20 protein-coding genes and 1 pseudogene are annotated in these 22,802 nt (G+C 30.3%); all 21 read left to right on the forward strand.

Annotated features, from left to right (window positions below):
• A pseudogene (locus KQA_RS20690) lies at positions 1 to 131 on the forward strand (glutamate-5-semialdehyde dehydrogenase); the annotation flags it as partial.
• Complete coding sequence (gene proB, locus KQA_RS0206180; protein WP_010179169.1) at positions 109 to 894, forward strand: glutamate 5-kinase; 786 nt, start codon at positions 109 to 111, stop codon at positions 892 to 894. The pseudogene KQA_RS20690 and the gene proB, both read left to right, overlap by 23 nt.
• A 282-nt stretch (positions 895 to 1,176) precedes the next feature.
• Complete coding sequence (locus KQA_RS0206185) at positions 1,177 to 2,571, forward strand: UDP-glucose 6-dehydrogenase (protein WP_010179172.1); 1,395 nt, start codon at positions 1,177 to 1,179, stop codon at positions 2,569 to 2,571.
• Positions 2,572 to 2,581: 10 nt separating this feature from the next.
• Positions 2,582 to 3,589 carry a mannose-1-phosphate guanylyltransferase gene (locus tag KQA_RS0206190; protein ID WP_010179174.1) on the forward strand — a complete coding sequence of 336 codons (1,008 nt, stop codon included), beginning with the start codon at positions 2,582 to 2,584 and terminating at the stop codon, positions 3,587 to 3,589.
• 6 nt (positions 3,590 to 3,595) lie between these two features.
• Positions 3,596 to 4,546, forward strand: a complete 951-nt coding sequence (locus KQA_RS0206195) for a GDP-L-fucose synthase family protein (protein WP_029209484.1) — start codon at positions 3,596 to 3,598, stop codon at positions 4,544 to 4,546.
• Positions 4,547 to 4,593: 47 nt separating this feature from the next.
• Entirely contained in the window at positions 4,594 to 5,706 is a 1,113-nt protein-coding gene (gmd, locus tag KQA_RS0206200; protein ID WP_010179178.1) for a GDP-mannose 4,6-dehydratase, read from the forward strand.
• A gap of 53 nt (positions 5,707 to 5,759) precedes the next feature.
• A complete protein-coding gene (locus tag KQA_RS0206205) occupies positions 5,760 to 7,232 on the forward strand; it encodes an MATE family efflux transporter (protein WP_010179180.1) in 1,473 nt (490 codons plus the stop codon).
• Positions 7,183 to 7,734, forward strand: coding sequence for an acyltransferase (locus KQA_RS20960; protein WP_010179182.1), 552 nt, complete (start codon positions 7,183 to 7,185; stop codon positions 7,732 to 7,734). The genes KQA_RS0206205 and KQA_RS20960 overlap by 50 nt, the downstream gene beginning before the upstream one ends.
• Positions 7,735 to 8,091: 357 nt before the next feature.
• Complete coding sequence (locus KQA_RS0206215) at positions 8,092 to 9,081, forward strand: hypothetical protein (RefSeq protein ID WP_157366608.1); 990 nt, start codon at positions 8,092 to 8,094, stop codon at positions 9,079 to 9,081.
• Positions 9,071 to 10,219, forward strand: coding sequence for a glycosyltransferase (locus tag KQA_RS0206220; protein ID WP_010179186.1), 1,149 nt, complete (start codon positions 9,071 to 9,073; stop codon positions 10,217 to 10,219). Before KQA_RS0206215 ends, KQA_RS0206220 begins: the two co-directional genes overlap by 11 nt.
• Positions 10,220 to 10,771 carry an LbetaH domain-containing protein gene (locus KQA_RS0206225; RefSeq protein ID WP_010179190.1) on the forward strand — a complete coding sequence of 184 codons (552 nt, stop codon included), beginning with the start codon at positions 10,220 to 10,222 and terminating at the stop codon, positions 10,769 to 10,771. It begins immediately after the preceding gene.
• Entirely contained in the window at positions 10,764 to 11,678 is a 915-nt protein-coding gene (locus tag KQA_RS0206230; RefSeq protein WP_010179192.1) for a glycosyltransferase family 2 protein, read from the forward strand. The genes KQA_RS0206225 and KQA_RS0206230 overlap by 8 nt, the downstream gene beginning before the upstream one ends.
• Before the next feature lie 56 nt (positions 11,679 to 11,734).
• Positions 11,735 to 12,493 carry a glycosyltransferase family 2 protein gene (locus KQA_RS0206235; protein WP_010179194.1) on the forward strand — a complete coding sequence of 253 codons (759 nt, stop codon included), beginning with the start codon at positions 11,735 to 11,737 and terminating at the stop codon, positions 12,491 to 12,493.
• Positions 12,494 to 12,561: 68 nt separating this feature from the next.
• Positions 12,562 to 13,695, forward strand: a complete 1,134-nt coding sequence (locus KQA_RS0206240) for a glycosyltransferase family 4 protein (RefSeq protein ID WP_010179195.1) — start codon at positions 12,562 to 12,564, stop codon at positions 13,693 to 13,695.
• The gene (locus KQA_RS0206245) at positions 13,696 to 14,463 is read left to right on the forward strand and encodes a polysaccharide biosynthesis/export family protein (protein ID WP_010179197.1); all 768 of its coding nucleotides are present in this window, start codon (positions 13,696 to 13,698) and stop codon (positions 14,461 to 14,463) included. It begins immediately after the preceding gene.
• A 1-nt stretch (position 14,464) separates the two neighbouring features.
• A complete protein-coding gene (locus KQA_RS0206250; RefSeq protein WP_010179199.1) occupies positions 14,465 to 16,819 on the forward strand; it encodes a GumC family protein in 2,355 nt (784 codons plus the stop codon).
• Positions 16,820 to 16,914: 95 nt separating this feature from the next.
• Entirely contained in the window at positions 16,915 to 17,871 is a 957-nt protein-coding gene (locus tag KQA_RS0206260; RefSeq protein ID WP_010179201.1) for an N-acetylornithine carbamoyltransferase, read from the forward strand.
• 82 nt (positions 17,872 to 17,953) lie between these two features.
• Positions 17,954 to 18,733, forward strand: coding sequence for an acetylglutamate kinase (gene argB / locus KQA_RS0206265; RefSeq protein ID WP_029209487.1), 780 nt, complete (start codon positions 17,954 to 17,956; stop codon positions 18,731 to 18,733).
• A gap of 25 nt (positions 18,734 to 18,758) precedes the next feature.
• Positions 18,759 to 19,829 (forward strand): M20 family metallo-hydrolase, encoded by a 1,071-nt coding sequence (locus KQA_RS0206270; RefSeq protein ID WP_010179206.1) that lies wholly within the window; start codon positions 18,759 to 18,761, stop codon positions 19,827 to 19,829.
• A 99-nt stretch (positions 19,830 to 19,928) separates the two neighbouring features.
• On the forward strand, positions 19,929 to 21,209 hold the full coding sequence (gene argH, locus KQA_RS0206275; RefSeq protein ID WP_010179208.1) for an argininosuccinate lyase: 1,281 nt from the start codon (positions 19,929 to 19,931) through the stop codon (positions 21,207 to 21,209).
• A gap of 72 nt (positions 21,210 to 21,281) precedes the next feature.
• On the forward strand, positions 21,282 to 22,460 hold the full coding sequence (locus KQA_RS0206280; RefSeq protein WP_010179210.1) for a tetratricopeptide repeat protein: 1,179 nt from the start codon (positions 21,282 to 21,284) through the stop codon (positions 22,458 to 22,460).
• Positions 22,461 to 22,802 lie beyond the last annotated feature (342 nt).

Raw genomic sequence — 22,802 nt, forward strand, 5'->3', positions numbered from 1 at the left:
ACGGTTTTGAGTTTGGTTTAGGTGGTGAATTAGCTATTGGAACAGATAAATTACATCAGCGTGGCCCAATAGGATTGCAGCATTTAGTAACCAATAAATGGTATGTACATGGCGAAGGACAAATCCGTTAAAAAGCGTTTATTGCTTAAAATAGGGAGTAATACGCTTACGCAGGAAACTGATGCCATTTCCAGAGAGAAGTTAGCTGATATAGCTAGTCAGGTAAAACAATTACAAGATGAATATGATTTTATTATTGTAAGTTCTGGGGCAATAGCAGCAGCAAAAGAGTTTGTAAAATTACAAACAAAAGATACCGATATTCAAGTAAAACAGGCCTTAGCTAGTATTGGTCAACCTTATTTGATGCGGTTATTTCAAGATGCTTTTGCTAAAGAAGCTTTGTTGACATCACAGTGTTTACTCTCTTATGCCGATTTTGAAAATGAAGCGACACAGAAAAATATATCGAATACCATATCCGTATTACTAGCCAATGGTTATATCCCTATTATAAATGAAAATGACACCGTTTCAACTGAAGAAATTAAGTTTGGAGATAATGATAAGTTAGCCGCCTTAACAGCCTCATTATTACAAGTTGATTTGTGTGTAATTGCGACAAATACCAATGGGATTTATACTAAAGCTTCAATGAAATCGGGTGTTCCTGAAACGATTCAAGAAGTAACAGATTTAGAAGCCTTAAAAACTGAAGTCTCTGAAAGTAAATCCTCACACGGAACAGGAGGAATGACCTCAAAAATCCAAGCAGCCGAAATTTTACAAAAAAATAAGATTGAATTGTGGATTGTGAATGGGTTGGTTGACGGGTTTTTAGTAGATTCGCATCAAGGTAAGAATACGTTTACAAAAATTGATGTAAAAAGATAAAGGAGTAAGATTTTAATATTTAGTGATTTAAAATTAAAATATTTGAGAAAATTAGAAGCTAAATTATAATCATTTAAAATGTGTTTTCTAAATTAAATAAAAAGGGCTTGATTTAAATCGAGTCCTTTTGTGTTTTGTAGGGGTAATTAGTTGAGTAAAACGATGTAGTGAACTTTGTTGTTCTTTTTTTTGTAAGTAAATTATTTCAAATGCTTACAAGGATTAGGTAAAATATTTGAAAACTACTACATTCGTGCGTATTAAATTTTGCTAAAATAAATTATGATAAAAAATATTTGTTGTATTGGAGCTGGTTATGTTGGAGGCCCAACAATGGCAGTAATAGCGAATAAATGTCCAGATATAAAGGTTCATGTAGTTGATTTAAATGAGCAGCGAATTGCAGATTGGAACGCTGATGATTTTTCAAAATTACCTGTATATGAACCGGGATTGGATGAGGTAGTAAAAGAAGCAAGAGGAAGAAATTTGTTTTTCTCGACAAAAGTAGATGAAGCCATACAGGAAGCTGATGCTATTTTTATTTCAGTGAATACTCCAACCAAAACTTACGGAGTAGGCAAGGGAATGGCGGCCGATTTGAAGTATATAGAATTATGTGCTCGCCAAATAGCTTCGGTAGCTACGACCGATAAAATAGTTATCGAAAAATCAACCTTACCTGTACGTACAGCAGAAGCCATTCAAAATATTCTTAAAAATACTGGTAATGGCGTTAATTTTGAAGTATTATCAAACCCAGAGTTTTTAGCCGAAGGTACTGCAGTTAATGATTTAATGAAACCAGATAGAGTATTAATTGGAGGAAGTGAAACGCCGGAAGGTCAAAAAGCCATTGAAGCTTTAGTAGCTGTATATGCTAATTGGGTGCCTAAGGAAAATATATTAACGACCAATGTGTGGTCTTCAGAATTATCAAAATTAACTGCTAATGCATTTTTAGCACAGCGTGTATCATCAGTAAATGCGTTGTCAGAATTGTGTGAACATACAGGAGCAGATATTAATGAGGTGTCTAGAGCTATAGGAACAGATTCTAGAATAGGACCGAAGTTCTTAAAAGCCTCGGTAGGTTTTGGGGGGTCCTGTTTTCAGAAGGATATATTGAATTTAGTGTATATTTCTAAGTCATATGGGCTTACAGAAGTAGCAGATTATTGGGAGCAAGTGATTATAATGAATGATCATCAAAAGCGTCGTTTTGCAGCTAATATTGTAAAGACACTTTATAATACGGTATCGGGTAAAGAGATTAGTTTATTAGGATGGGCGTTTAAAAAGGATACCAATGATACTCGTGAGTCAGCAGCTATTTATGTATGTGATGAATTATTGAATGAAAGAGCAAACATTAGAGTATACGATCCAAAAGTATCGGCATCAAAAGTGTATACAGATTTAGATTATTTAGACACACGATCCTCAGAAGAAAATGAATCATTGGTAAGTGTAGTTAATGATCCGTATGAATCCTGCAAAGGAGCCCATGCGATAGCTATAATGACAGAATGGGATGAATTTAAAACTTATGATTGGCAAAAAATATATGAACAAATGCAAAAACCAGCCTTTATATTTGATGGTAGGAATTTGTTAGATGTTCCCAAATTAGAGGCTATAGGTTTTAAGGTATACAGTATAGGAATCGGTAAATAATCATAATCAAGTGAGTTCAAGCAAAACAGTAAAACACGTAATTCTTACCGGAGGAGTAGGAAGTAGACTTTGGCCTTTATCAAGGAAAAGTACTCCAAAACAATATATTAAGTTATTTAAAGGGAAGTCACTTTTTGAAATGACTATTAAACGAAATTTGCAAATAGCTAATGATGTAGTCGTAGTAGGTAATATAGATAATTATCATTTGAGTAATGAGGTGGTTAATTCTTTGGGAGTTAGTCCGTTAAATATAATAGAGGCGACTCCACGTAATACAGCAGCAGCTATTGCTTTTGCTGCTTTTGCGACATCAAAAGATGCGGTATTAGTGGTGACACCTTCGGATCATATTATTCAGAATGATGAATTGTATGAATTAGCTATGAAAAATGCGATTCAATTAGCTGAACAAGGGAACATAGTTACCTTTGGGATTAATCCAACAAAACCAGAAACAGGTTATGGGTACATAGAGTTTGAGGGTAATGATGTGCTTTCATTTCGAGAAAAACCAAACAAAGAAACAGCAGAATATTTTATAGAACAAGGTAATTTTTTATGGAATAGTGGGATGTTTTGTTTTAAAGCTTCTGTATTATTAGAAGAGTTAAAGAAATTTGAGCCAGAAGTATATGAAGCTTCAAAAAAAGCATGGGAGCATTCAATAGATGGGAAGCTAAGTATAGAAGATTCAAAAAAGATTCCTTCCATTAGTATTGATTATGCTGTGATGGAGCGTAGTAAAAAGATAAAAGTAGTACCTGGAGCTTTTGAATGGTCAGATTTAGGTTCCTTTGAGTCGATTTATGATTATTTAAAATCGATAGGACATTCTATAGATGAAAATGGGAATATGGTCATAGGGAGTGATGTATATACTGCTTTTTTAGGCTTAGAAGATACTATTTTTGTGCATACTAAGGATGCGAATTTAATTTTACAAAAAGAAAAGGCGCAGCAGGTTAAAAAATTATATAATGCATTGGATCGTGTAGATTCAAGATTATTGGATTAATATATGATATCAAAGGATTCAAAAATATATATAGCAGGTCATCGCGGTATGGTTGGGAGTGCCATATGGCGTCAATTAAAAGCCATTGGTTATACTAATCTTGTAGGTAAAACGAGTAAAGAACTTGATTTGCGAAGCCAAGCAGAAGTTATCTCTTTTTTTAAAGAAGAAAAACCAGAGGTAGTCATTGATGCAGCAGCTAGGGTAGGAGGTATATTGGCTAATAATGATTTTCCATACCAGTTTTTAATGGAAAATATGCAAATACAGAATAATTTAATAGACACCGCATTACAAGCTGGAGTCGAAAAATTTATTTTTTTAGGAAGTTCCTGTATTTATCCCAAGTTAGCCCCACAGCCATTAAAAGAGGATTGTTTGTTAACAGATTCATTAGAGCCAACCAATGAGTGGTATGCTATAGCAAAAATATCAGGAGTGAAATCATGTGAAGCTATCCGTAAGCAGTTTGATAAAGATTATGTTAGTTTAATGCCTACAAATTTATATGGTACCCATGATAATTTTGATCTAAAAACTTCACATGTATTACCGGCTATGATACGTAAGTTTCATGAGGCTAAATTAAACAACCATGCGCCTGTTAATTTATGGGGCAGTGGTACACCAATGCGTGAGTTTTTATTTGTAGATGATATGGCCGCAGCAGTGGTATTTGCCTTGGAAAATAAATTGCCAGAGCATTTATATAATATTGGTACAGGCGAAGATTTGACCATAAAGGCATTAGCAGAAACGATCCAAGAAGTGGTTGGTCATACAGGAGCTATAGTTTGGGATAGTTCAAAACCGGATGGTACTCCACGGAAATTGATGGATATATCAAAAATGCATGAATTAGGTTGGAAGCACCAAGTAGACTTAACTACAGGAATAAGAAAAACCTACAATTGGTTTTTAGAGAATATAGAAGAGATAAAAGAAGTTAAAATGTAGATTTTATTTAGAATATAAAATAAAAATACAACGAAACAAAAAAGTAAATGAAAGTAGCATTAATAACGGGAGTAACTGGCCAAGATGGCGCTTATTTAAGTGAGTTTTTATTAAAAAAAGGGTATCAAGTACATGGGATGAAGCGTAGGACTTCATTATTTAATACAGACCGTATCGATCATTTGTATCAAGACCCTCATGTAGATAATCAAAATTTCTTTTTGCATTATGGTGATATGACCGATAGTACGAATATTACGCGTTTAATTAAAGAAATTCAGCCAGATGAGATTTACAATTTGGCAGCGATGAGCCATGTACATGTGTCGTTTGAAACACCAGAATATACAGGTAACGCAGATGGATTAGGAACGCTTCGTATTTTAGATGCGGTTCGTTTATTAGGATTAGAAAAAAAGACACGTATTTATCAAGCATCCACTTCTGAGTTGTATGGAAAAGTACAAGAGGTGCCTCAGTCTGAAACCACACCATTTTACCCACGTTCACCATACGCAGTAGCAAAAATGTATGCGTATTGGATTACAGTAAATTACAGAGAGGCTTATGGAATGTATACCTGTAATGGTATTTTATTTAATCATGAGTCACCATTACGAGGAGAAACCTTTGTAACTCGAAAAATAACCAGAGCAACCTCACGCATAGCTTTAGGATTGCAGGATAAGTTCTATTTAGGGAACTTAGATGCCAAACGCGATTGGGGACATGCCAAGGATTATGTGCGCATGATGTGGATGATCTTACAAGCAGAAGAGGCCGAAGATTGGGTAATTGCAACAGGAAAAACGACTACAGTCCGTGATTTTGTAAAAATGAGCTTTGCAGAAGTTGGAATTGAATTAGAATTCAAAGGAGAAGGAGTAGATGAAAAGGCTTATGTAAAAGCATGTACTAATCCTGAATACCAATTAGAAATAGGAAAAGAAGTATTAGCTGTAGATCCAAAATATTTTAGACCAACCGAGGTTGATTTGTTAATAGGCGATCCTACAAAGGCTAATAAAAAATTAGGATGGATTCCAGAGCATGATTTACCATCTTTAGTAAAGGATATGATGCAGAGTGACCTAAAGTTGATGAAAAAAGATCAGTATTTGAAAGATGGAGGGTATGTTACTTTGAATTATTTTGAGTAGTAAATTAAAATTAAAAAAAAAATGAATATAATAAAAGAATAATACTGTTAGCTATGCTAAAAAAAATTGAATCTAAAATAAGACATTTTGATTCATTTAAATGGGGTTTTGTTCTAGTGTTTGTTAATATCATCAAACAAATAGTTTTGGTTCCTTTTTTTTTAAGTGGAGTAGGAAAAGAACAATATTCGCTTTGGTTAATATTTGCTTCTGTAATTTTTTTAATTAGAGCTATAAATTTAGGGCAACTTAATTATAGTTCTAATGTTATAAATATAAATTATCATTCAAAATCAGATTTACGGGATGAGATTGGTGCGTCATTAGGGTCTAATTTTATTTTAATAGGATTACAGCTTTTAGTAGGATGTGTAATTAGTATGCCCTTTTTTTTGACAAAAATAACGGGTTTTAATTTAGATAAAATTTTAGAGCTTAATAGTTCTTTAGTTTTTATGTTATTATTATTTACTAGAATAGCTCATCAATTTTTTTCGTTGTTTTATTTGAGGCTTTTAGAACCTCTGGGTAAAATCTCTAAAAAAATTAAATATGATGCTATAGGTGAATTTATAGATATATTAGCAACAATGATTTTGATTTTTTTAACTAAAAACCTATTATTTGTATCTTTAGGTATTTTAGTTTTTAATTTCATATATTTTTTAATTTCATATAATATTTTGAAAAATCAATTAAAATTATTTTTTGTAGGAGTGAAAATTAATTTTAATAAGTCAATTGAGGTTATAGTAAATTCAACATCTTTATTAATTAGTTTTATAATAGAAAAGCTATATGAAAATGGCTTAAATATTTTTATAACATCGTTTTATTCCCCTTTGAAAGTTCCATTATTTTCAACAACTAGAACTGTTTCAAATTTATCGATAAGATGTTCTTTGGTTATTTCTGAACCTTTAATGCCTAATCTTCAAAAGAATTTTTCAAATAAAGATTTTGAAGGAATATTTGAAAATTTTATTTATTATTGGAAAATTACTTTTTTCCCTATACTTGTTGTCTTTTCGTTATTGTTACCCTTTATTGAAGATTTATATGTTTTTTGGACACTTGGTGAAATAAATTTTAATTATGAGCTATTTGTATGGGTTTTCTTATCAGTTTTTTTTCTTAATTACTCATCAGTAATTTCCCAATTCTTTAGAAGAACAAATTATGCTAAGCAATTAATCTTTTTTAATTTGGTAAAAACGGTTGTCACTTTAGCTGTATTATATTTTTATGGAATAACAGATAATATTACAGGAGCAGGAATTGCTGTTTTTATTGGAGAGTTTTTAAGTTCATGTATTATTATTTCTTTAATTTATCGAATTTATGGAAGAATATTTTTTCTTAAGATTTTCAAGTATTTTTTAATGTGTATAGCATTTTCAATTAATTCTATTTTATTTTTAGAATTAAAGAATTATGTTTTGTTTATTGCTTTAAATTTCTTAATAATATTATATAATGTTAAAGGTTATTTTTTTAATACAAAAAATAGTTCCAGCAATAGTTAGAAGAATTCGTAATATAATAAGTTTATTTTGGTGGAAATTATACTTAAAATCGGTTGGAAAAAAGAGTAAAATTTATAGAAATGTAAAATTTTTAATTCCTAGTAATGTTAGTATTGGTAGGAATTGTTTAATTGATACAGGAGTTAATTTTTCAAGTGAAATTGAAACAGGGACTTTGGAGATAAAGAACAACGTAAAGATTAATATAAATGTATTTCTTGATTACTCGGGAGGTGTAATTGTCTCTGATAATGTAGTGATATCAAGAGATACTTATATTGTTTCTCATTCACATGGTTATGATCCTTTATCTATACCTAAACCTAAACCACTAATAATAGAGGAAGGTGTATGGATTGGGGCTAAGGTTACAATTTGTGAAAATGTAACAATAATTGGGAAAAATTCTTTGATTGCAGCTGGCGCAGTTGTGACAAAAGATGTAAAGCCTAATACAATAGTGGGGGGGAATCCTGCAAAACTTATAAAAGTGAAGAGTTAAGTGAGTCTAACAATATTTTTTATTGGTATTTGGTTTTTGGTTTTATATTTGAGCGTGAACCGTTTGAATAAGAATATTGATATTTTTTCTCCAGTGAAATTATTGTCATTTTTATACCTAATTAGAAATGTCCCATACATTTTTTTTACTGCATTAGATATAAATTTTTTTAATGAAAGGGTTTTAAGATATTTTAATCTATATAATGAAATAACTTTAGATGAAGCTTTTGTAAACTACAGTATTATTCAAACGATTGCTTTTGTTTTTTTGATTTTGGGTATAAAAAGTGTTTATGTTAAATCAAATGAAGTTACATTAGAGCCATTAATATTTTTTAATAAAAAAGTAATAACTATGACAATTTATATAGCTTTTTTTATTGGTTTTGGTGGTTTCTTGATTTTTTTAAAAAATGTTGGAGGAATTAATTTTTTATTATCAAACTTAGATGATAGGGTAAATCTACAAAGTGGTAAGCACACGCTTAAGCTTGCGCCTTTAATGGGTATTTCTACGATATTTTCTATATTACTTATAAAATTGAATGGTTTTAAAAGAATTGACTACGTACGTTTTTTTATTTTTTTAATCATTTCTATTATTTGTTTTTCTTCTACAGGAGGAAGAAAGTCTACTTTATATTTGTTAGTGTTATCATTTGCCTGTTATTCTTACTACATAAAAAGATTTTCTTTGAAAAAGATAAAGAAGAGTAGATTAGTATTTATTTCATCATTGATGTTTTTTTATGTTTTTTTAATGCCAGTTCTACGTTCCAAAGGAGGTTTTAATAATTTATTAAATGGAGAAGTTAGTTTGGTTGAAACAATAGGCTTAGATAAGTTCTTTTCTACATTATCGTACACATATATTGATGTTTTTGCGGTTAATCATTTTAATAAAACAAATCTTTGGAATTTTAGTTCATTATTAACTATTCCATCAAATTTGCTAGATAGAAAAGCAGCTCAAGATAGACCGCCAATGGATGAAGGTACATATTTTGTTACATCAATAGTAAGGGGTGGAGATTATAAACCCTTAATTGCAAGAAAAGAATTGAGAGAATTTTCTTTTCCTATTGAAAATATGGGGTTTGCGTATGCAAATGCTTTATTGGTTGGAGTAATTATTTTTTTCTTTCTACAAGGCAAAATATTAGCATTACTATACAGGAAGTTCATTCATTCACATTTGAATCCATTTTGGTTTTACATCTATGTATTCTGTGTTTTTAATTTTAATTTTAGCAGTCTTAGGATAATGAATTTGTTAACAACGTCATTTTTGTTAATGGTATTTTTTATTTTGTATAAATATATGGAATCAGTTTATGAAAATTAGTCAAGTAGTTACTTCGATAGATATTTCAACAGGTGGACCAGCACGAAGTGTAACCCATTTAATAAGTAATCTATGTGAGAATTTTAACGATAAAACTGTAACTCTAGATACTTTAAAGTCAGATAATCCTATTATTGAAGACTTTAGATTATCAAATGCAAAAGTTAGGTTTAATGATCAAATACGTTTAGGCTATTCTAAAGAATTAAAAAATAATTTAAAAAATTCTGATCAAGATTTATTTCATGGTCAAGGAATATGGCAAATGCCTGTGCATCAAATGGCTAAAACAGCCAGAAAAAAAGGAGTTCCCTACATCATTACTCCTAGGGGAATGCTTGAACCATGGTCATTGGAACAAAGTAAATTGAAAAAAAAGCTAGCATTTTTTTTATTTCAACATAAAGATTTGAAAAAAGCAGCTTGTTTGCACGCCACAGCGGAATCAGAAGCTATAAGTATTAGAAAATTAGGATATGAAAACCCCATAGCTGTAATACCTAATGGAATTAATTTAGATGAATTTCCTTTATATAATAAAATTAATAAGGAGAAAAAAAAGATTTTATTTTTATCAAGAATCCACCCTAAAAAAGGTATAGAGTTACTTTTTGAAGCATGGGAGCAATTATCAAAAGATCAAAAAAATAATTGGATCGTAGAAATTATTGGTAATGGAGAAAAAACATACATAAATGAATTAAAAGAATTAGTAAAAGCTAAAAATTTAGATAATGAAATAAGCATTAAAAATCCTGTATTTGGAAAAGATAAAGTTACCGCCTATCAAAGTGCTGATTTATTTGTATTACCTACCTACAGTGAAAATTTTGGAATTGTAATAGCCGAAGCATTAGCTTGTAATATTCCTGTGATTACAACAAAGGGAACACCCTGGGAAGATTTACAAACCAACAATTGTGGTAAGTGGATTGACATTGGTACGGAACCTTTACGTTTATCTATGATTGAAATGATGAGTAAACCTGCCGAAGAATTAAGAATAATGGGTAAAAACGGAAGGGAACTGATTGAAAAGAAATACAGTATGTTAAGTGTAGCTAAACAAATGGAAGAACTGTATACTTGGATTGTAAAAAGTGATGTTTCTAAACCTAATTTTGTAAAATTAGATTAAATGCCAGAAGTAGATTTATCAAATTATAATAATGTAATCACCAAAAAACAACAAATAGGACGTTTATTGTTTAAGTTGGTATGGTTTTGTTTAGCTAGACCAATCCCTAGGCGAATGTTAAATCCATGGAAATTATTTTTATTACGTTTATTTGGAGCAAAATTACACAGAAAAGCTGTGGTCTATTCCTCTGCTAAAATATATATGCCATGGAATTTAGAAATGGATGAATATGCTTGTTTAGCACCAGAAGTAGATTGTTATAATGTGGCAAAAATAAGTATTGGTGCACATACTACAGTATCTCAAAAAACGTATTTATGTTCAGCATCTCATGATATTACAAAATCAAATAATCCCTTAATTATAGCTCCCATACTAATTAAAGATCAAGTATGGATAGGTGCTTCAGTTTTTATAGGTATGGGTGTAGAAATTGGACAGGGAGCTGTTGTTGGTGCAACAGCATCTGTTTATAAAAATGTAGAAGATTGGGTAATAGTAGGAGGAAACCCAGCTAAATTTATTAAAAAGAGAGAAATAAATGCATAATTTATCTTTAACAGCAATCATTTTAACCTATAATGAAGAATTGCATTTGGGGAGGTGTTTAAATTCACTTTCAAAATTGTGTGAGGAGATAATTATTGTAGATTCTTATTCTAATGATAAAACAGAAGAAATTGCAAGAAAATTTGAAACACGTTTTTATCAACATGAATTTAAAAGTCAGGCAAATCAATTGAATTGGGCAAATGAAAATATTCCCATTAATACAGAATGGGTGATTCGCGTAGATGCAGATGAGTATGTGACAAAGACTTTGCAGAATAAACTTACTAAGTTAAGTGAAGTATCAAATGATGTTAATGGAATTCGAGTTAATAGACTGATGTATTTTATGGATAAACCTCTAAGGAAAGGAGGGATGTATCCCATAAAACACCTTAGAATATGGAGAAATGGGAAAGCTTTTTGTGAACAACGTTGGATGGATGAGCGTATGGTGTTAACTGAAGGGGAAACAATTGAATTAGAAGGAGATTTAATAGACCATAATTTAAATGGGCTAACTTGGTGGACTCAAAAGCATAATAAGTATGCAACTCGTGAGGCAATTGATATTTTAGATAAGTTGTACAATTTTACAAATTCAAAAGTGTTAAAATCTAATTTTTTCGGAACATCAGAAGAAAGAAGAAGGTGGTTGAAAGAACGTTATTTGAAGTTACCTTTATTTGTTAGACCTTTTGTTTTTTGGAATATCCGTTATTTTATACAAGGAGGTTTTTTAGAAGGAAAAAGAGGTTTTATTTGGAATATATTGCAATGTTTTTGGTATCGCTATTTGGTGGATGCAAAAATATATGAGGCCTATTTTAAAGCAGGAAGAGAAAAAGAGGCATTGATAAAATATTTTAAAGATGAGTTTGGTTATGATGTAACTAAAATTAGTTAATATATAATGACAAAATTAAAAGTCAATTACTTAATATTGTATTAAAATAAATTTATATGAGGCTAAAATTAACAATAATAACAGCAACTTATAACAGTAGTCGTTTTATTGAAGATTGTATGAATTCTGTATTGTCGCAAGATTATGAGAATATCGAATACCTTATTATTGATGGTGCATCTACAGATGACACTTTATCTAAAGTGAAACTAGCTGCAGCATTTAATCCTAAAATAAAAATTATTTCTGAAAAGGATAACGGAATTTATGATGCTCTAAATAAAGGAGTTCGTCATGCAACTGGAGATATCGTAGGTTTTGTACATTCTGACGATTTTTTAGCATCAAAAAATATTTTTTCAAATATTATTGATGTATTTGAAAAGAAAGATGTTGATGGCGTTTATGGTGATTTAGACTATGTAGATAAGGATAATGTTGATTCTGTAGTTAGGGTTTGGAAAAGTTGTGATTTTTACCCTTCATTACTTAAAAAAGGTTGGATGCCTGCGCACCCTACATTATTTTTAAAAAAGCAAGTATATCGTAAACATGGTTCTTTTAATTTAAAATACAAAATAGCAGCAGATTATGATTTTATGGTACGTATTTTTAAAGATGAAACTTTAAAGTTTAAGTATGTGAATAAAGTGTTCACTAAAATGAGAATTGGTGGGGCATCAAATAGGAGCATAAAAAATATTATACACAAGACTAAAGAAGATTACTCTGTTATAAAAAGTAACAAAGCTGGAGGTTTGGATGGGATATTAAATAAAAATGTCTCTAAAATCAAACAATTTTTTATTAGATAGTCTACTTTGTTTTATTTTATTATATGTATTCTTTAAATCAGTTTATATTTGTCCAAAAATTATTTATTTTGAGTGACCATTACCTCTCGTTATTATTGCTTTTAATTGCTTCGTTTTTTGGGGTGATCTTTGTTATACCTGAAATTATAAGAGTTGTTTTAGGAAAAAAAATTTTTGATTCCCCAGGAGGGAGGAAAATACATGTAAATCAAACCCCTAGTATGGGGGGTATAGGTGTTTTTTTTAGCTTTATATTATTAGCATTGTTTTGTGTAGATACCTCTGAAATAGAAGGTGTCAATTATTTTTATGTTTCAATTACCTTACTTTTTTTTACAGGTTTAAGGGACGATTTATTACCTATAGATTCTCTCAAAAAATTAGTATTGCAAATAGCAGCAGTTTTATTAGTGGTTAGTTTATGCGATATCAAAATTGAATCTATGTATTCATTAGATTTTTTTGCATTGGGAAAGTTTTCTGAATGGTTTTCATATCCTTTAACAGTATTTGTTATTGTAATTTTGATAAATGCATTTAATTTGATTGATGGTATTGATGGTCTTGCAGGTTCCATCGCTACATTATTGTCTTTAGTTTTGGGAATATGGTTTAGTATAAATGGTTTTTGGAGTTATGCTTCCTTATGCTTTATTATGTTAGGAGCACTTTTAGGTTTTTTATATTACAATTGGTCCCCTGCAAAAATATTTATGGGAGATACAGGTTCACTTATTATTGGTTTTTTCTGTACGGTAATGCTTATTGTTTTTTTGCAGTTAAATGCTGAAGCTCAATACCAAATAAATAACTCAATTTCATTTACTACACTTTTGTTCATATACCCTATTTTTGATACAATTCGAGTAATAATTTTAAGAATGCGAAGAAAAAAATCACCTTTTTCTCCCGATAAAAGACATATTCACCTTTCGTTAAAACGTTTAGGTTTATCTCATAGACAAATTACACAATCAATTGTTTTAACTAGTCTTTTTTTATTGATAGGGCATTATATGTTAAGTACTATATTTAAAGTCAATGAAATAATATTAATAATATTAATTGTTTTAGTTTGTTTGTTGATTCATTTTGGATTAATGCAACGCATACTAAAATACAAGAAGGATAAAAAGCAAATTGATATCAGTAAATTGTCAATAAGTAAAGTTCAAGTTGTATTAAAAAAGAGAGATAATTAAATGAAAAAAATTAATATAACTATTGTTTTTGTGTTGTTATTATGTTCTTGTGCATCCAAAAAAGATATTCTTTATTTTCAGAATCTTTCCGATTATTCAAGTAAACCGGATACTTCAAAAAATGTAGTAATTATAAAAAAAAATGATAAGTTAGCTATATTGGTTTCATCAGAAGATGAAAGAGCAGTTATCCCATTTAATGGAGTGGCTAACAATAAAACGAGCAGTTTAGAGGTGAGAAGTAATCAGATAATAGAGCCAGAATATATTGTAAATGAAGAAGGATTTATTGTTTTTCCTATTTTAGGCAAGTTAAAAGTAGCTAACAAAACAAAGTCAGAAGTGGTTGATTTATTGGAAAGTAAATTATCAGCTTATATAAAACAACCCGAAGTTAGTTTAAGAATAAGTAATTTTAAAATTTCTGTACTAGGTGAGGTAAACCAACCTGGCTTGTATCCAATTGATGGAAATCGTTTAACAATTTTAGAGGCTCTAAGTTTAGCAGGTGACATGACTATAAAAGGTAAGCGAGATGATGTGTTGTTGATTAGAGAAGAAAATGGTAAAACTATTTATAATTCGATTGATTTCACAAAAGGGGATTTGTTTTATTCTCCTTATTACTACCTGCAACAGAATGATGTGATAGTAGTATCGCCCAATAATGCACAAATTCAGCAATCAAAAAATACGATAAAGAATATTTCTTCGATTAGTGGGATATTGAGTTTGATTGTTTCAGTTGCAGCTATATTAACAAGATAAGATGGAAGGTAATTATATAGAAAAGCAGAATAGCGCTCTATTGTTTAAAAAGAAAATTGATTTGTATTTTTCAAAATGGAAATGGTTCTTTCTATCTTTAATCATAGCTTTGTTTTGTTCGTTTTTATATTTAAAATGTGCTACTTTAGTTTATAAAACTAATGCTAAAATCTTAATTAAAGATCCTAGTAGTTCTGGGAGTTTGTCCGAATTTGCTGCGTTTTCAGATATTTCACCACTACCAATTTCTAATAATGTAATAGCAGATGAATTAGATATATTTAAATCAAAAAAATTAATATCTGAAGTTGTTAAAAAATATAACCTTAATGTAGAGCAATTTAAAGAAGAAAAATTTAGGGCAATTGATATTTATGGCAATAGCCCATATTATTTTAGTTTTCTTAAAGAAAAGAAAGCTCAAGGTGTACAAGTAACGTTTAATATAGTATCGCCTACATCTTATGAATTAATTACGGAAAAAGGCAAAATATTCAAAGGAGCTTTTGGAATCCCTATGCAGTTTAATAATGGAGAGTTATTAATTGATAAAAATAAAAATTATAAAGGAGAAAGTAATAATGAGTCTATTTTCTTAAAAATTCATTCTATTCCAAATTATGCTTCTAAAATTCAAAAAGATGTTACGGTAAATTTAAAAGATAAGGGAAGTAGTGTTGTGGTTTTATCTATGCGAAATACTAATGGTAAAAAAGCAGAAGATATATTAAATGGATTAATTAAAGAGTATAATTTTCAGGCTATTGAAGAGCAAAATTTGGTAGCCAAAAACACATCAGATTTTATAGCAGAAAGGCTTCAAATTATAAAAAACGAATTAGATGTCGTTGAGGTCAATAAAGTTTCATTCAAAAAAGGGAATAATTTAACCGATATAGCTTCTGAAGCAAAGCTATTTATAGATCAGTCTGGAGAATCGCAAGGCAAACTTTTTAATGTTGAAATTCAGCTAGAATTGATTGAAGCTATGATAGTCTACTTGAAGGACAAAAATCGAGATTCAGATTTATTACCAGCAAATATAGGTATTGAAAATTCAGAGTTAAATGAATTAATGGGGAAGTATAATCAAATGATTTTTGAAAAAAACTCCATGCTTAAGTCATCAACAGAATTAAATCCATATGTTGTAAAATTGAGTAACGAAATTGAAAATCAAAAGAAAATTTTATTGGAATCTTTGAGAAGCCAAAAAAATAATCAATTGATTGTAAAAAAAGATATTAAAAAGCTGAATAATAAAATTAAGGGTAAAATTGCATCAATTCCTCAACAAGAGAAAGATTACAGGGTAATTGAAAGGCAGCAAAATGTAAAAGAAGCGTTATATTTATTTTTATTACAAAAAAGGGAAGAAACATCGCTTTCTATGGCGCGAACACTTCCTAAAGCTAAAATTATAGAAGCTGCAGATACTTCAACAATACCAGTGGCCCCAAGTAAAAAAAATATTATTTTGTTAGGATTAATTTTAGGTTTATTTATTCCCTATGGAATTATATATGCTAAGAATTTCTTTGATACTAAAATTGAAGATAAACTTGAATTGGAAACCGCATTAAAAAATATTCCAATATTAGGAGAATTACCTCGTATTAAAAATGATGGGTTAGGAGTAATAACAAAGAATGATCGTTCTATTCTGGGGGAATCATTTAGAGTTTTACGCTCAAACTTGAATTATTTTTTAAAAATAAAAAAGAAGGATAACAAAGCATTAAAAATCTTTATTACTTCAACAATTAAAGGAGAAGGAAAAACATTTGTAGCGTACAACACTGCATTATCTATTATAGAGGCTTCAAAAAAAGTATTAGTGATAGGAGCAGATATAAGAAACCCTCAAATGCATAGGTATTTAGATGTTAATCGAAAGATTTCGGGATTATCCGAATTTTTATATGATGATGAAGTTGAAATTGAAGACATCTTAAATTCAGTACAAATTAACGAAAGTAATATTGATTTTATTTTATCCGGGAGTATACCTCCAAACCCATCAGAATTACTAATGAATGGTAGATTTGAAAAGTTAGTAAATGAATTAGAAAGTGTGTATGATTATATTTTAATTGATACAGCACCTACCATGTTGGTAGCAGATACCTTATCAATATGTGAATTAGCAGATGTGATGATGTACGTAGTGAGAGCTGGTTTTACCGATAAAAACCTTATAGGTTATATAAATAAACTAAATACAGAAGGAAAAATAAATAATGTAGCTTTAGTGTTGAATGATGTAAAAGAAAGTAACATCGGTTATGGCTACAGTTATGGTTATGGGGAATCATCAAAAAAATCAATTTTTCATAAAATTATAAATAAAGCTTAATTTTATTTAGGCATTTAAAAAAGGCTTTTGGAAAATGATTCAAAAGCCTTTTTTTGTTATGCTAATTCGTATTTTTGAATTTCAAAAAAAGAAAAATGAATTATTTCGATATAAATGATATTGATAATTTATCAACTTGGATAAATGAAGCGATAGCATTAAAAGCAAAGCCGCTAGCTCATAAATTATTAGGTCAAGATAAAACGATTTGTTTGTTGTTTTTTAATAATAGTTTACGAACACGCCTTAGTACACAAAAAGCGGCCATGAATTTAGGAATGAATGTAATGGTCATGAATTTTGGTGCCGAAGGATGGCAATTAGAATATGGTGATGGAGAAGTTATGGACCAAGGGAAATCGGAACATGTTATTGAGGCTGCTCAAGTAGTTTCTCAATATTGTGATATAGTTGCTATACGTGCCTTTGCAAAGTTTGAAAATAAAAAAGATGACTATCAAGAACAAGTATTGAATGCATTTATGAAATATGCTTCGGTACCCGTATTAAATATGGAAAGTGCTATTGGTCATCCATTACAAGCCTTGACTGATATGATTACCATAACAGAACATAATAATAAAACAAAACCGAAAGTGGTATTAAGTTGGGCACCACACCCCAGAGCTTTACCACAAGCTGTAGCAAATAGTTTTGCACAATATGCTAATGCTTCTGATTTTGATTTTGTGATTACTCATCCAGAAGGTTATGAACTAGATCCTCAATTTGTAGGGAAAGCTACGGTGACCAATAATCAAGAAGAAGCATTTAAAGATGCCGATTTTATTTATGTAAAAAATTGGAGCCCATTTTCTGATGAAAACTATGGAAAGGTAATTAACACTGATCCTAATTGGCGAATTACATCAGAAAAAATGGCAATGACTAATAATGCAAAATTTATGCATTGTTTGCCTGTGCGGAGGAACGTTATAGTCGATGATGCTGTTATTGATAGTGAGCATTCATTAGTTATTAAACAAGCTAATAATAGAACATTTGCGGCTCAAATTGCCATTAAAAAAATATTAGAATCGATTGATAATTAATTTGCAATCAAATCATAATTTTTTATTATTAGCCAAAAGCCAAAAGCCAAAAGCCAAAAGCCAACAACCAACAACTAAAAAAATGGAAAAGCTATTAGTAGCCAAAATAGGAGGGAACATAGTTGATAATGAAGATGCATTGCAAAATTTTTTAAAAGATTTTGCGGCTATAGATCAACCAAAAATTTTAGTACACGGTGGAGGGAAAATAGCAACACGTATTGCCGAAAAATTAGGAGTACAAACTCAGATGATTAATGGTAGGCGTATCACTTCTAAAGAAAATTTGGATATTGTTGTACAGCTCTATGCTGGCTTAATAAATAAAAATATAGTGGCAGCATTACAGGCTACAGCATATTGTAATGCCATTGGATTTACTGGAGCAGATGCAAATGTTATAAAAGCAGTAAAACGCCCCGTTAAAGATATTGATTATGGTTTTGTAGGTGACGTAACCGAGGTAAATGAAGATCGTATACATCAATTTATAGCTAATGGGCTAACACCAGTTTTTTGCGCGATTACTCATGATGCAAATGGACAGTTATTTAATACTAATGCCGATACCATAGCCTCTCAGATAGCAGTGGCTTTAAGTAGTTATTATGAGGTGTCATTGTATTATTGCTTTGAATTAAAAGGAGTGTTGACAGATATAAAGGATAAAGATTCGGTAATAGAAAAAATAGATACAGAGGAATATTCCAAATTAAAAGCACAAGGTGTTATAGCAGATGGCATGCTTCCTAAAATGAAAAATTGTTTTGATGCATTGGAAAAAGGAGTAGCAGAGGTACACATTGCAAATGCAGAATTTGTAAACAATCAAGATGTAGTACATACCACATTAGTGCTGTAATAAGTATAGAATAAGGAATCAAGTAATGACAATAGCCGAATTAACAACAGAAGCCATTGAGTTTCTAAAGACATTAATACAAACACAATCTTTTTCTAAAGAAGAACAATTAACCGCAGTATTAATTGAGGATTGGTTTAATAAGAAAGGGATTCCATTTCATAGACATGGGAATAATATTTGGGCCTATAATAAGTTTTTTGATCAAGACAAGCCAACAGTTTTATTGAATTCTCACCATGATACAGTAAAACCAAACAAGAACTATACCCGAGATCCTTTTGAAGCTAAAGTCGAAGGCGATCAATTATTTGGATTAGGAAGTAATGATGCGGGAGGTTGTTTGGTATCACTTATGGCTACTTTTGCTTATTTTTATGAGCAAGCTGATATGGCATATAATTTTATTATTGCGCCTACAGCAGAAGAAGAAATTTCGGGATTAAATGGAATTAAAAGTATTGTAGATCAGTTTAAAAATGTAGAATTTGCTATTGTTGGTGAACCTACATTATTGGATTTAGCTATAGCCGAAAAAGGTCTTTTAGTGCTTGATATCTCAATAAAAGGAACAGCGGGTCATGCCGCACATCGTTACGAAGATCAACCTGTTTTTAATGCACTACCTGTGTTGGAATGGTTCAAAAATTATGAATTTCCAAAAGTTTCTGAACAGTTAGGTAAAGTTAAAATGACGGTCACACAAATTAATGCAGGTTCTCAACATAATGTAGTTCCTGGCGAGTTAAATTTAGTAGTAGATTGTAGGGTTACTGATCAATATCAAAATAAGGAAATCTTTGAAATTATTAATGAAGCTATAGGTTCGGATAAAGTAGTAGTTAAAGCGCGTTCATTTCGTTTAAATAGTTCATCCATTTCACCAGAACATCCAGTGGTTAAAGCTGGTATAGCTATGGGTAAAAATACCTACGGGTCACCAACATTATCCGATCAAACTAATTTAACTTGTCCCTCATTAAAAATGGGACCAGGTGATAGTACACGTTCGCATTCTGCGGATGAGTTTATTTACATTAGTGAAATTAAAGAAGGAATTAAAACATATATTGAGTTATTAGAAAAAATTCTTTAATTTTTTTAATGATACGCTTTTAGCAATTGGCTATTAGCAATTTTAAATAAAAATATTGAAAAGCTAAAAGCAAATTGCTTATAGCCTAAAGCATAAAATATGAAACTTTGGAGTAAAGGATTACCAACAGATCAAAAAATAGATTTTTTTACCGTAGGTAATGATCGTGTGTTGGATTTAGTAATCGCAAAATATGATGTAAAAGCGACATTGGCGCATGGGAAAATGTTGCATAAAGTAGGTTTATTATCAGATAATGATATTCAAGGAATCGAAAAAGGCTTAAATGAACTTGCGCAAGAAATAGAGGCAGGGGAGTTTAGTATTGGTGAAGAGTTTGAAGATGTGCATTCTAAGATAGAATTTGAATTAACGCAACGAATTGGCGATGCTGGAAAGCGAATTCACACGGCACGTTCTCGTAATGATCAGGTGTTAACGGCAATGCATTTGTATTTAAAAGATGAACTTTCAGATATTAAATCAAGTGTAAAAGAATTAGGAGCGGTACTTCTGGCAGCAGCCGAAAAGCATAAGGAAGTTTTACTACCCGGTTACACACATTTACAAATAGCTATGCCAAGTTCATTTGGCTTATGGTTTTCTGCTTATGCAGAAAGTTTTGTTGATGATTTGTATTTTGTTAATGCAGCATATAAAGTGGTTGATCAAAATCCTTTAGGTAGTGCCGCAGGTTACGGGAGTTCATTTCCAATAGATAGAGCATATACTACCGAACAATTAGGTTTTGATACATTGAAATATAATGTAGTCGCTGCTCAAATGAGTAGGGGGAAAGCAGAAAAATCAACAGCTTTTGCAATGAGTACGGTGGCAGGTACTTTATCAAAGCTGGCCATGGATGTATGTTTGTATATGAGTCAGAATTTTGGTTTTATGAGCATTCCTAGTGAATTTACTACGGGATCGAGTATTATGCCTCATAAAAAAAACCCAGATGTTTTTGAATTAATTCGTGGAAAATGTAACCGCATTCAAGCCTTGCCTTATGAGTTAAGTTTATTGACAAATAATTTACCAAGTGGATACCATAGGGATTTACAATTATTAAAAGAAGGTATTGTACCTGCAATTCAAGATCTAAAAGCCTCATTGGAGTTAGCGATATATGCACTAAAAAATGTAGAAGTAAATAATAATATTCTTGATGATGATAAATATGATTATTTATTTAGTGTGGATACGTTAAATGAATTAGTACAACAAGGAATGACATTTAGGGATGCCTATGTTAAAATAGGTTTGGATATTGAAAATGGAAATTATAAACCAATAAAAAATACCAAACACAGTCATATTGGAAGTATCAATAATATAGGTCTGCAAGAAATTAAAGCAAAATTGGATCAAATAAAGTAATAAAAGAGTTAGTCTAAAGTTTTTAAGTAAAGATTATACTACTTTAAAAACCACTTTATAAAAAATTCACACATGAAAATAGGTGTTACAGTAGCTTTGTTATTAGCTACATTATCTGCTTTAGCGCAGAAAAAGGAATTAAAAGAAGCTGAAAAATTAGTAAATACTTCTCAATTCGAAGCAGCAAAACCTTTACTAACAATTGCAGAATCTAAATTAGAAGCATTAAAACCTGTAGATAAATCTAAATTATATAGGTTAAAAGCATTAGCTTTTTCTGGGAATGCTAAAAAAGCCTCATTAGATGATTTTAAAACAGCCATAGCGGCATACAATAAAATACTTTCTATCGAAAAAGCATCAAAGAGTATCAAGTATACAGGTGAGGCATTGGATGGCTTGAATAAAATAAATTATGATATTGAAACCAAAGCACAAAACTCAATAAGTAATGGAGCGTTTATTGATGCCGCTAGGACCTATGAGTATTTATATGCGAAAGATTCAAAAGATACTATTTATTTGTACAATACAGCAATTAGTTATGTTAAGGCAAAGGAATATGATAAATCATTAGAAGCTTATCAAAAATTATTGAACTTAGGATATACAGGTAAGGGAACAAGTTATGTGGCTACGCATGTAGCATCTGGTCAAGATCATGAAATTCAGTCTAAAGCTGATATGGATGCTTTGGTAGCTAAAGGAGAGTATACAGATCCTAGAGAAGTAAAACTGGAATCAAAAAGAGGAATTATAGCCAAGGATATAGCTTTAATACATATAGCCAAAGGCGATGAAGCTAAAGCTGTAGAAGCTTTTAAAGTTGCCAAACAAGAAAACCCAGATGATAAAAGTGTACTAGATGCCGAAGTAAATATGTATTTAGTAAAAGCTGTTGAATATTCTAAAACTAAGGATATTGAAAATGCCTTAAAATACTATAAAAAGGTTTTAAGCATAAATCCTTCTCATTCGGATGCTAATTATAATATTTCGGCAATTTTACTACAAAAAGACGGGCCAATAGTGGATAAAATTAATGCGCTTGCAAAAACTAAAGCTGCGGACAATGAATACAAAACATTGAGAAAAGCACGCGAAAATAATTTTAATGAGGCTATTCCATTTATGGAGAAATATTTAGAAAAAAATCCAGATGATAAAGCTTTTGCAGGAAATTTGTTATCGATATACAAAGCTGTTAAAAGTCCTAAAACTGAAAGTTTTAAAACCAAACATGGTTTGTAGGAATTTATAAAATAATTTAGACTAAAATCTAAATTGTTAATCAACAAAAGTAATTGAAACCATCTGTTTAGGATGGTTTTTTTTTGTCAACTTATCAAAATTACAAATATTAATTTTGTGTGAAAAAATCATTTTTATATTACAAAAACTTAATAATTGACGTTTTGAGTAATTTTTGGACAGTCTTTTTTGTGGTATTTGAGTTGTTTTAGTGTCATTTTTAATGTTTTTTCTACTATAATTTAATTTTTGAGAAGATTTTTTAATTTTTTTTTAAACCCGAATAAGTAGGGGGTTGTAAATCAACAATATAGATCAATTGACAAAAAAAAGGGATCAAAG

Source organism: Aquimarina agarilytica ZC1 (genome assembly GCF_000255455.1).
Taxonomy (GTDB): Bacteria; Bacteroidota; Bacteroidia; order Flavobacteriales; family Flavobacteriaceae; genus Aquimarina; species Aquimarina agarilytica.

Bases quoted from the DNA above. Each gene is read 5' to 3' on its own strand.
- KQA_RS0206230 (WP_010179192.1), top strand. From the start codon at position 10,764: ATGCATAATTTATCTTTAACAGCAATCATTTTAACCTATAATGAAGAA.
- KQA_RS20960 (WP_010179182.1), top strand. From the start codon at position 7,183: ATGTTAAAGGTTATTTTTTTAATACAAAAAATAGTTCCAGCAATAGTT.
- KQA_RS0206220 (WP_010179186.1), top strand. From the start codon at position 9,071: ATGAAAATTAGTCAAGTAGTTACTTCGATAGATATTTCAACAGGTGGA.
- proB (WP_010179169.1), top strand. From the start codon at position 109: ATGGCGAAGGACAAATCCGTTAAAAAGCGTTTATTGCTTAAAATAGGG.
- argB (WP_029209487.1), top strand. From the start codon at position 17,954: ATGGAAAAGCTATTAGTAGCCAAAATAGGAGGGAACATAGTTGATAAT.
- KQA_RS0206225 (WP_010179190.1), top strand. From the start codon at position 10,220: ATGCCAGAAGTAGATTTATCAAATTATAATAATGTAATCACCAAAAAA.
- KQA_RS0206260 (WP_010179201.1), top strand. From the start codon at position 16,915: ATGAATTATTTCGATATAAATGATATTGATAATTTATCAACTTGGATA.
- KQA_RS0206280 (WP_010179210.1), top strand. From the start codon at position 21,282: ATGAAAATAGGTGTTACAGTAGCTTTGTTATTAGCTACATTATCTGCT.
- KQA_RS0206250 (WP_010179199.1), top strand. From the start codon at position 14,465: ATGGAAGGTAATTATATAGAAAAGCAGAATAGCGCTCTATTGTTTAAA.
- argH (WP_010179208.1), top strand. From the start codon at position 19,929: ATGAAACTTTGGAGTAAAGGATTACCAACAGATCAAAAAATAGATTTT.
- KQA_RS0206235 (WP_010179194.1), top strand. From the start codon at position 11,735: ATGAGGCTAAAATTAACAATAATAACAGCAACTTATAACAGTAGTCGT.
- KQA_RS0206185 (WP_010179172.1), top strand. From the start codon at position 1,177: ATGATAAAAAATATTTGTTGTATTGGAGCTGGTTATGTTGGAGGCCCA.
- KQA_RS0206215 (WP_157366608.1), top strand. From the start codon at position 8,092: ATGACAATTTATATAGCTTTTTTTATTGGTTTTGGTGGTTTCTTGATT.
- KQA_RS0206205 (WP_010179180.1), top strand. From the start codon at position 5,760: ATGCTAAAAAAAATTGAATCTAAAATAAGACATTTTGATTCATTTAAA.
- gmd (WP_010179178.1), top strand. From the start codon at position 4,594: ATGAAAGTAGCATTAATAACGGGAGTAACTGGCCAAGATGGCGCTTAT.
- KQA_RS0206270 (WP_010179206.1), top strand. From the start codon at position 18,759: ATGACAATAGCCGAATTAACAACAGAAGCCATTGAGTTTCTAAAGACA.
- KQA_RS0206245 (WP_010179197.1), top strand. From the start codon at position 13,696: ATGAAAAAAATTAATATAACTATTGTTTTTGTGTTGTTATTATGTTCT.